The 8,177-nt window shown below is 72.9% G+C and carries 6 protein-coding genes; all 6 read left to right on the forward strand.

Annotated features, from left to right (window positions below; all coding sequences use genetic code 11):
* Nucleotides 1-49: 49 nt before the first annotated feature.
* The 6 genes from K7854_RS33485 (at nt 50) to K7854_RS33510 (ending at nt 7,753) form a co-directional block, all read left to right on the forward strand.
* Nucleotides 50-1,054 carry a sugar ABC transporter substrate-binding protein gene (locus K7854_RS33485; RefSeq protein WP_226030318.1) on the forward strand — a complete coding sequence of 335 codons (1,005 nt, stop codon included), beginning with the start codon at nt 50-52 and terminating at the stop codon, nt 1,052-1,054.
* The gene (locus K7854_RS33490) at nt 1,051-2,091 is read left to right on the forward strand and encodes an ABC transporter permease (protein WP_226030319.1); all 1,041 of its coding nucleotides are present in this window, start codon (nt 1,051-1,053) and stop codon (nt 2,089-2,091) included. The genes K7854_RS33485 and K7854_RS33490 overlap by 4 nt, the downstream gene beginning before the upstream one ends.
* On the forward strand, nt 2,088-2,882 hold the full coding sequence (locus K7854_RS33495; RefSeq protein ID WP_226030320.1) for an ATP-binding cassette domain-containing protein: 795 nt from the start codon (nt 2,088-2,090) through the stop codon (nt 2,880-2,882). Before K7854_RS33490 ends, K7854_RS33495 begins: the two co-directional genes overlap by 4 nt.
* A gap of 138 nt (nt 2,883-3,020) precedes the next feature.
* Complete coding sequence (locus K7854_RS33500; protein WP_226030321.1) at nt 3,021-4,169, forward strand: ROK family glucokinase; 1,149 nt, start codon at nt 3,021-3,023, stop codon at nt 4,167-4,169.
* On the forward strand, nt 4,166-4,747 hold the full coding sequence (locus K7854_RS33505) for a sugar kinase (RefSeq protein ID WP_226030322.1): 582 nt from the start codon (nt 4,166-4,168) through the stop codon (nt 4,745-4,747). The genes K7854_RS33500 and K7854_RS33505 overlap by 4 nt, the downstream gene beginning before the upstream one ends.
* A 111-nt stretch (nt 4,748-4,858) precedes the next feature.
* Nucleotides 4,859-7,753 (forward strand): SCO1167/SCO6262 family helicase, encoded by a 2,895-nt coding sequence (locus tag K7854_RS33510; protein WP_226030323.1) that lies wholly within the window; start codon nt 4,859-4,861, stop codon nt 7,751-7,753.
* Nucleotides 7,754-8,177 lie beyond the last annotated feature (424 nt).

Here is an 8,177-nt window from a genome sequence, read left to right on the forward strand (position 1 = left end):
TGACAGGCCCCGCACGCACAGCACGGCACAGCAAGAAGGGCACGGCCTCGTGGCACGGTTTCGGACATGGGTGGGCATCGCGCTGGCCGGGGCACTGTCGGTGTCCCTGGCCGGCTGCAGCAGCACCGGCGGCAAGCGCGCCGAGGACGCCCGCAAGGCCGCGTCGGCCGAGGGCAGGGCGGCGGTGAACACCCCCCGCTGGACCTTCGCGATGATCACCCACTCGGGCGACGGCGACACCTTCTGGGACATCGTCCAGAGCGGCGCCGAGCAGGCCGCCGTCAAGGACAACATCAACTTCCTGTACTCCCACGACGACGAGGCGCAGCAGCAGGCCCAGCTGGTGGACGCGGCCATCGACAAGAAGGTCGACGGCATCATCGTCACGCTCGCCAAGCCCGACGCGATGAAGTCCGCCCTCGCCCGCGCGCACAAGGCGGGCATCCCGGTGATCACGGTGAACTCCGGCTCCGAGGAGTCCAAGGAGTTCGGCGCCCTCACCCACGTCGGCCAGGACGAGACCATCGCGGGCGAGGCCGTGGGCGAGGAGCTGAACGAGCGGGGCCGCAAGCAGGCGATCTGCGTGCTCCACGAGCAGGGCAACGTCGGCCACGAGCAGCGCTGCGACGGCGTCGAGAAGACCTTCGACGGCAAGGTCCAGCGGCTCTACGTCAACGGCACCAGCATGCCGGACGTGCAGTCCGCCATCGAGGCCAAGCTCCAGACCGACAAGTCCGTCGACGCCGTGGTCACCCTCGGCGCCCCCTACGCCGACACCGCGGTCAAGGCCAAGCAGGGCGCCGGCAGCAAGGCCGAGATCGACACCTTCGACCTCAACGCCAAGGTGGCCGCCGGACTCGCGGACGGCACCCTCGGCTTCGCCGTCGACCAGCAGCCGTACCTCCAGGGCTACGAGGCCGTCGACCTGCTGTGGCTGTACAAGTACAACGCCGACGTCCTCGGCGGCGGCCGGCCGGTGCTCACCGGGCCGCAGATCATCACCAAGGACGACGCCGCCGCCCTGGCCGACTACACGAAGCGGGGCACCCGATGAACGCCACGCAGGTGACGGAGGCCGACGAACGGCTCCTGCACACTTCGGCGCTGCGCAAGCTCATGGGCCGCCCCGAGCTGGGCTCCGTCGTCGGCGCGATCGCCGTCTTCGTCTTCTTCGCGTTCTTCGCCGACAGCTTCCTGCGCGCCTCCAGCCTCAGCACGGTGCTCTACGCCGCCTCCACCATCGGCATCATGGCCGTCCCGGTGGCGCTGCTGATGATCGGCGGCGAGTTCGACCTGTCCGCGGGTGTCATGGTCACCTCCTCGGCGCTGGTGTCGTCGATGTTCAGCTACCAGATGACCGCCAACGTCTGGGTCGGCGTCGGCGTGTCGCTGCTGGTGACCCTGGCGATCGGCGCCTTCAACGGCTTCATGCTCACCCGCACCAAACTCCCCAGCTTCATCATCACGCTGGGCACCTTCCTGATGCTGACCGGCCTGAACCTGGGCTTCACCAAGCTCATCGACGGCACCGTCTCCACCAAGTCGATCGCCGACATGGAGGGCTTCCCCTCCGCCCACGACGTCTTCGCCGCCACGATCACCGTCGGCGGCGTCGGCTTCAAGGTGACCATCCTGTGGTGGCTCGCCCTGGTCGCCGTCGCCAGCTGGATCCTGCTGCGCACCCGCGCCGGCAACTGGATCTTCGCGGTCGGCGGCAACAAGGACGCCGCCCGCGCGGTCGGGGTCCCGGTCACCAGGACCAAGATCGGCCTCTACATGGGCGTGGGCCTCGGCGCCTGGATCTCGGGCCAGCACCTGCTCTTCTCCTACGACGTCGTCCAGTCCGGCGAAGGAGTGGGCAACGAGCTGATCTACATCATCGCGGCCGTCATCGGCGGCTGCCTGATCACGGGCGGCTACGGCAGTGCGGTCGGCTCGGCGGTCGGCGCGTTCATCTTCGGCATGACCAGCAAGGGCATCGTGTTCGCCGAGTGGAACCCGGACTGGTTCAAGTTCTTCCTCGGAGCGATGCTGCTCCTCGCGACCCTGCTCAACGCCTGGGTCCGCAAGCGCGCGGAGGCCACCAAGTGACGCAGACCGAAGGCCGTACGGCGCTCGTCGAGCTGTCCGGCGTCAGCAAGAACTACGGCAACGTACGCGCCCTCGAAGGCGTGTCCCTGGAGGTCCACGCCGGGGAGATCACCTGCGTCCTGGGCGACAACGGCGCGGGCAAGTCCACCCTCATCAAGATCATCGCCGGCCTGCACCAGCACGACGGCGGCACGCTGAGCCTGGACGGCGAGGAGACCCGCCTCGCCTCCCCGCGCGAGGCCCTGGACCGCGGCATCGCCACCGTCTACCAGGACCTCGCCGTCGTCCCCCTCATGCCGGTCTGGCGCAACTTCTTCCTCGGCTCCGAGCCGCGCAAGGGCGTCGCCCCGTTCAAGCGCATGGACGTCGAGCACATGCGCCGCACCACCCACGCGGAACTGCTGCGCATGGGCATCGACCTGCGCGACGTCGACCAGCCCATCGGCACCCTCTCCGGCGGCGAGCGCCAGTGTGTGGCGATCGCCCGCGCGGTGTACTTCGGCGCCAAGGTCCTGGTGCTCGACGAACCGACGGCGGCACTGGGGGTGAAGCAGTCCGGTGTGGTCCTCAAATATGTGGCGGCGGCACGCGACCAGGGCCTGGGCGTCGTGCTCATCACCCACAACCCACACCACGCATACCTGGTGGGCGACCGGTTCGTCCTGCTGAAACGGGGCACGATGGTGGGCAACCACGAGCGGGAGGACATCACCCTGGACGAGCTGACGAGGCAGATGGCAGGCGGAAACGAGCTCGATGATCTACGCCACGAACTGCAACGCCCCTCTTAGGGGCGCGGGGCTGTGTCATGTGCGGCTCCGCCGCGTGGGCGCGACCAGCCACGACGCACCCGCACCCGGCGACGAACCTCTCCACGCACCCCCCGCCCATTCGGCACCCGGCGGAGCCGTGCGGCACAATCGCACCCGATGAGCACCTACCGCGACTTCACCGCCCCCATCGGCTCCCGCCGCGCCCCGGTCCTGCGCACCGTGGGCACCAGGGAACGCCGCTCGCACCTCACGGCACCCCGCGTGCCCACGGTCGGCATCGACATCGGCGGCACGAAGGTCATGGCGGGCGTGGTCGACGCCGACGGCAACATCCTGGAGAAGCTCCGCACGGAGACCCCGGACAAGTCCAAGAGCCCGAAGGTCGTCGAGGACACGATCGTCGAGCTGGTCCTGGACCTCTCCGACCGGCACGACGTGCACGCCGTCGGCATCGGCGCGGCCGGCTGGGTCGACGCCGACCGCAACCGCGTGCTGTTCGCCCCCCACCTGTCCTGGCGCAACGAACCGCTGCGCGACCGCATCGCCGGCCGCCTCGCGGTCCCCGTGCTGGTGGACAACGACGCCAACACCGCCGCCTGGGCCGAGTGGCGCTTCGGCGCCGGCCGCGGCGAGGACCACCTCGTCATGATCACGCTCGGCACCGGCATCGGCGGCGCGATCCTGGAGGACGGCCAGGTCAAGCGCGGCAAGTACGGCGTCGCCGGAGAGTTCGGCCACATGCAGGTCGTGCCCGGCGGCCATCGCTGCCCGTGCGGCAACCGCGGCTGCTGGGAGCAGTACAGCTCGGGCAACGCCCTGGTCAGAGAGGCCCGCGAGCTGGCCGCCGCCGACTCGCCGGTGGCGTACGGCATCCTCGAGCACGTCAAGGGCTCCATCGGCGACATCAGCGGGCCGATGATCACCGAGCTGGCCCGCGAGGGCGACGCCATGTGCGTCGAACTGCTCCAGGACATCGGACAGTGGCTCGGCGTCGGCATCGCCAACCTCGCCGCGGCCCTCGACCCGTCCTGCTTCGTCATCGGCGGCGGGGTCAGCGCCGCCGACGACCTGCTGATCGGCCCCGCCCGCGACGCCTTCAAGCGCCAGCTCACCGGCCGCGGCTACCGCCCCGAGGCCCGCATCGTCCGCGCCCAGCTCGGCCCCGAGGCCGGTATGGTGGGCGCCGCCGACCTGGCCCGGCTGGTCGCCCGCCGGTTCCGCCGGGCCAAGCGGCGCCGCGTCGAGCGGTACGAGCGCTACGAGCGGTACGCCGAGGCCCGCCGCACGTCCCGGGAGGCACTGTGACGGAATCCCTGCCCCAGCAGCCCGGCCCCCCGGAGGCGCCCGGCCCCGCGGCCGAGGGCCGCCGGCACATGATCCGCCGGCGCGCGCTCACCCTGATCACCATCGTGCTGCTCATCGGCGTCCCGGCCGGCTACCTCGCGATCTCCGCCAGCCAGAGCCGCGACAGCGGCCGGGACAAGGAGGCGAAGTACGCGGCGACCGGCATGACCGAGGGCTGGCCCTCGAAGCTGCAGCGCCGCATCTACGAGGTGCCCGTCCCGGTCCCCTCCGAAGAGGTCGCCTACTACGAGACGAACAACTGGAAGACCAGCCGCCTCTACGTCCAGTTCGAGACCACCGCGGCCGGCCTCGACGTCTTCCTGGCGGGGCTGGGCGTCGACCGCGACGCGCTGAAGAAGGACCGGATCGCGATCAGCGACCGCGCCCAGCGGGTCACCGGCTGGGAGTTCGGCGGGTCCGGCTCCTGGTGGGGAGTCGTCAACGAGCAGGAGGACCCGGCGCCGACCCAGGACGTCGTCGTGAACATGGAGAACCCGGACTACCCGATGGTGTACGTCGTCTCGCACACCGTTCCGTAGGGTCCGGCGGTCCAGCAGCCCCGGCGGCAGGGCGTCGGGGCCGATTGTCAGACCCCGCCCGTAGAGTCGAAGACATCTGATCGGTCCGACGGGCGGGAGGTGACAGGACGTATGAGTGACGTGGCCTTGACGGAGGCGAGGCGGGCCGGGTCGCCGACCGCGGCCGTGCCCGCCCGGCTGGCGGCGGTCTTCCTGCCCGCGCCGCTCCCGCGCGAGGGACGGATCGCCTTCTGGGACCCCGACGGCGGCCCGGTCGCCGAGGACCCGGACGGTGACCGGCCCGACGGGCCGACGGAGCTGACCGTCGTACGGCGGCACGGCGCCGGAGTGCGGCGCGGGACCGCGCCCGCGCTGTCGCTGCCGCTCGCCGAGGCGCTGCCGCTGCTGGTGCGGGCCCGGCACGACCCGGCCGCCCACCCGGCCACCGCCTGCTGGGGGGCGGCGGCCCTGCACGCCCTGCGGCTGACCGCACGGGGCCGGCTGCTGCCCGGGCTGACCGCGACCGGACACGACGCCTGGCGGGCCGGACCGCTCGACCCCGACGACATCGCGCACCTGCGGTCCGTGGCCGCGGCCCTGCCCCCGGAGGGCCACGCGGTCCCGCTCGACGGCCCGGGACCGATCCGGCTGCCGGAACCGGAGGCGCTGGTCCGCACGTTCCTGGACGCGGTCGCCGACACCCTGCCCCGCACCCCCGCCGCTCCGCACGCCACGGGCCGGCCGTTCGCCGCACGCGCGGCCCAGCACCTGCCCGACGCACACGACTGGGCCGCGGAGGTCGCCGCCGGCATGGACGCGGGCGTACGGATCTCGCTCCGCCTGGACCTGTCGGCGTACGACCTGTTCGACCGGGACGAGGAGGGCGCCCCGGGGAGCGGGGGAGACGGCGACGGCGGCGTGCGCAACGCCGGAGCGGCCGTCGTCCAGGTGCACAGCCTCGCCGACCCCACGCTCGTCGCCGACGCCGCGGACCTCTGGTCGGGGACGGCCGACGCCGCCTTCGGCGCCCGCGCGCGCGTGGACACCGCGCTGGCGGTGCGGCGCGCCGCCCGGGTCTGGCCGCCGCTGGACCGGCTCACCGAGCAGGACGTGCCCGATGTGCTCGCCCTGTCCGAGGGGGAGGTCACCGACCTGCTCGGGGTGGCGGCCACCCGGCTCGCCGCCGCCGGGGTCGCCGTGCACTGGCCGCGCGACCTCGCCCAGGACCTCACCGCGACCGCGGTGATCAGGACCGCGCCCGGTTCGGCGACCGACGGCACGGGCTTCTTCGAGAGCGAGGACCTGCTCCAGTTCCGCTGGCAGCTCGCGATCGGCGGCGACCCGCTCACCGAGGCCGAGATGGACGCCCTCGCGGAGGCACACCGTCCGGTCGTCCGGCTCCGTGACCGGTGGGTGCTGGTCGACCCGGCGCTCGTCCGCCGGGCCCGCAAGCGCGATCTCGGGCTGCTCGACCCGGTCGACGCCCTGTCCGTCGCCCTCACCGGCAGCGCTGAGGCCGACGGCGAGACGGTCGACGTGGTGCCCGTCGGCGCGCTGGCCGCCCTGCGCGACCGGCTCACGGCAGGCGTGCGCCCCGCCGAACCGCCGCCCGGCCTGCACGCCACCCTGCGCGACTACCAGCTGCGCGGTCTCGCCTGGCTCGACCTCATGACCTCGCTGGGACTCGGCGGCTGCCTCGCCGACGACATGGGCCTCGGCAAGACGGTCACCGTCATCGCCCTGCACCTGCGGCGGGCGAGGACCGAACCGACGCTGGTGGTCTGCCCGGCCTCCCTGCTGGGCAACTGGCAGCGGGAGATCGAGCGGTTCGCGCCCGGCGTCCCGGTCCGCCGCTTCCACGGCACCGACCGCACCCTCGACGACCTGACCGGCGGATTCGTCCTCACCACCTACGGCACCATGCGGACCACCGCCACGACCCTGGCCGAGCAGCCCTGGGGCCTGGTCGTCGCGGACGAGGCCCAGCACGTCAAGAACCCCTACTCGGCGACCGCCAAGGCCCTGCGCACCATCCCGTCCCCGGCGCGGGTGGCGCTGACCGGCACGCCCGTGGAGAACAACCTCTCCGAGCTGTGGGCCCTGCTCGACTGGACCACCCCCGGGCTGCTCGGCCCCCTGAAGTCCTTCCGCGCCCGGCACGCGCGCGCGGTGGAGAACGGCGAGGACGACCAGGCGGTGGAGCGACTCGCCCGGCTGATCCGCCCGTTCCTGCTGCGCCGCAGGAAATCCGACCCGGGCATCGTTCCCGAGCTGCCGCCGAAGACTGAGACGGACCACCCGGTCCCGCTCACCCGCGAGCAGGCCGCACTGTACGAGGCGGTGGTGCGCGAGTCCATGCTCGCCATCGAGGAGGCCGAGGGCATGGGCCGCCGCGGTCTCGTCCTCAAGCTGCTGACCTCGCTGAAGCAGATCTGCGACCACCCCGCGCTGTTCCTCAAGGAGGAGCACCCGCCGGGCGGCGCCGACCGGATGACCGCCCGCTCGGGCAAACTCGCCCTGCTGGACGAGCTGTTGGACACGGTGCTCGCGGAGGACGGCTCGGCGCTGGTCTTCACGCAGTACGTCGGTATGGCCCGCCTCGTCACCGCGCACCTGACCGCCCGCGCGGTCCCGGTCGACCTGCTGCACGGGGGCACTCCGGTGCCGGAGCGCGAGCGCATGGTGGACCGGTTCCAGAGCGGCGCGACCCCCGTGCTGGTGCTCTCCCTGAAGGCCGCCGGGACCGGCCTCAACCTCACCCGCGCCGGCCACGTCGTGCACGTCGACCGCTGGTGGAACCCGGCGGTGGAGGAACAGGCCACCGACCGTGCCTACCGCATCGGGCAGACCCAGCCGGTCCAGGTCCACCGGCTCATCACCGAGGGCACGGTCGAGGACCGCATCGCCGAGATGCTCCGGTCCAAGCGGGCCCTGGCCGACGCGATCCTCGGCTCCGGGGAGTCGGCCCTCACCGAACTGACCGCCCGTGAGCTGTCCGACCTCGTGTCCCTGCGGAGGCCGTCATGACTCCCCGGCCCGCCGACGAGGCCCGCCGCGCCCTGCGGGAGGCACGCGGGCGAGGTGGGTCGCCGGGCGCGGACGGGGACCGCGGTGCGGCGGCTCCGCCCCGGTCGGCGTCAAGGCCGTCGGCCCCGGACGGGGATCGGGAGGGCGCCGCCCCGGGCCGGAAGCCGGGGGAGTCCACCCCGTCGCCCCTGTCGCCCCCGTCTCCCCTGTCGCGTCCGTCGCGCCCCGGGGACATCGCCCGCGCCGCGCTGCGCAGCGCACGCACCGCACGGCAGTCGGAGGCCCCCGGCCCTGCGGACCTTCCTGACGCGCCGTCCGAGGTCTCCGACGCCCCCGATGAGCCGGCTGCCGCCGACGTCTGCGATGTCGCTGACGTCCGCGACGGCTCCGACGTCCGCGACGCCGCTGACGTCCCCCACGCCCC

Source organism: Streptomyces hyderabadensis (assembly GCF_020404845.1).
In the GTDB taxonomy this organism is placed as follows: domain Bacteria; phylum Actinomycetota; class Actinomycetes; order Streptomycetales; family Streptomycetaceae; genus Streptomyces; species Streptomyces hyderabadensis.

Coding starts and splice junctions, on each gene's coding strand:
- K7854_RS33490 (WP_226030319.1), top strand. CDS start 1,051: ATGAACGCCACGCAGGTGACGGAGGCCGACGAACGGCTCCTGCACACT.
- K7854_RS33500 (WP_226030321.1), top strand. CDS start 3,021: ATGAGCACCTACCGCGACTTCACCGCCCCCATCGGCTCCCGCCGCGCC.
- K7854_RS33510 (WP_226030323.1), top strand. CDS start 4,859: ATGAGTGACGTGGCCTTGACGGAGGCGAGGCGGGCCGGGTCGCCGACC.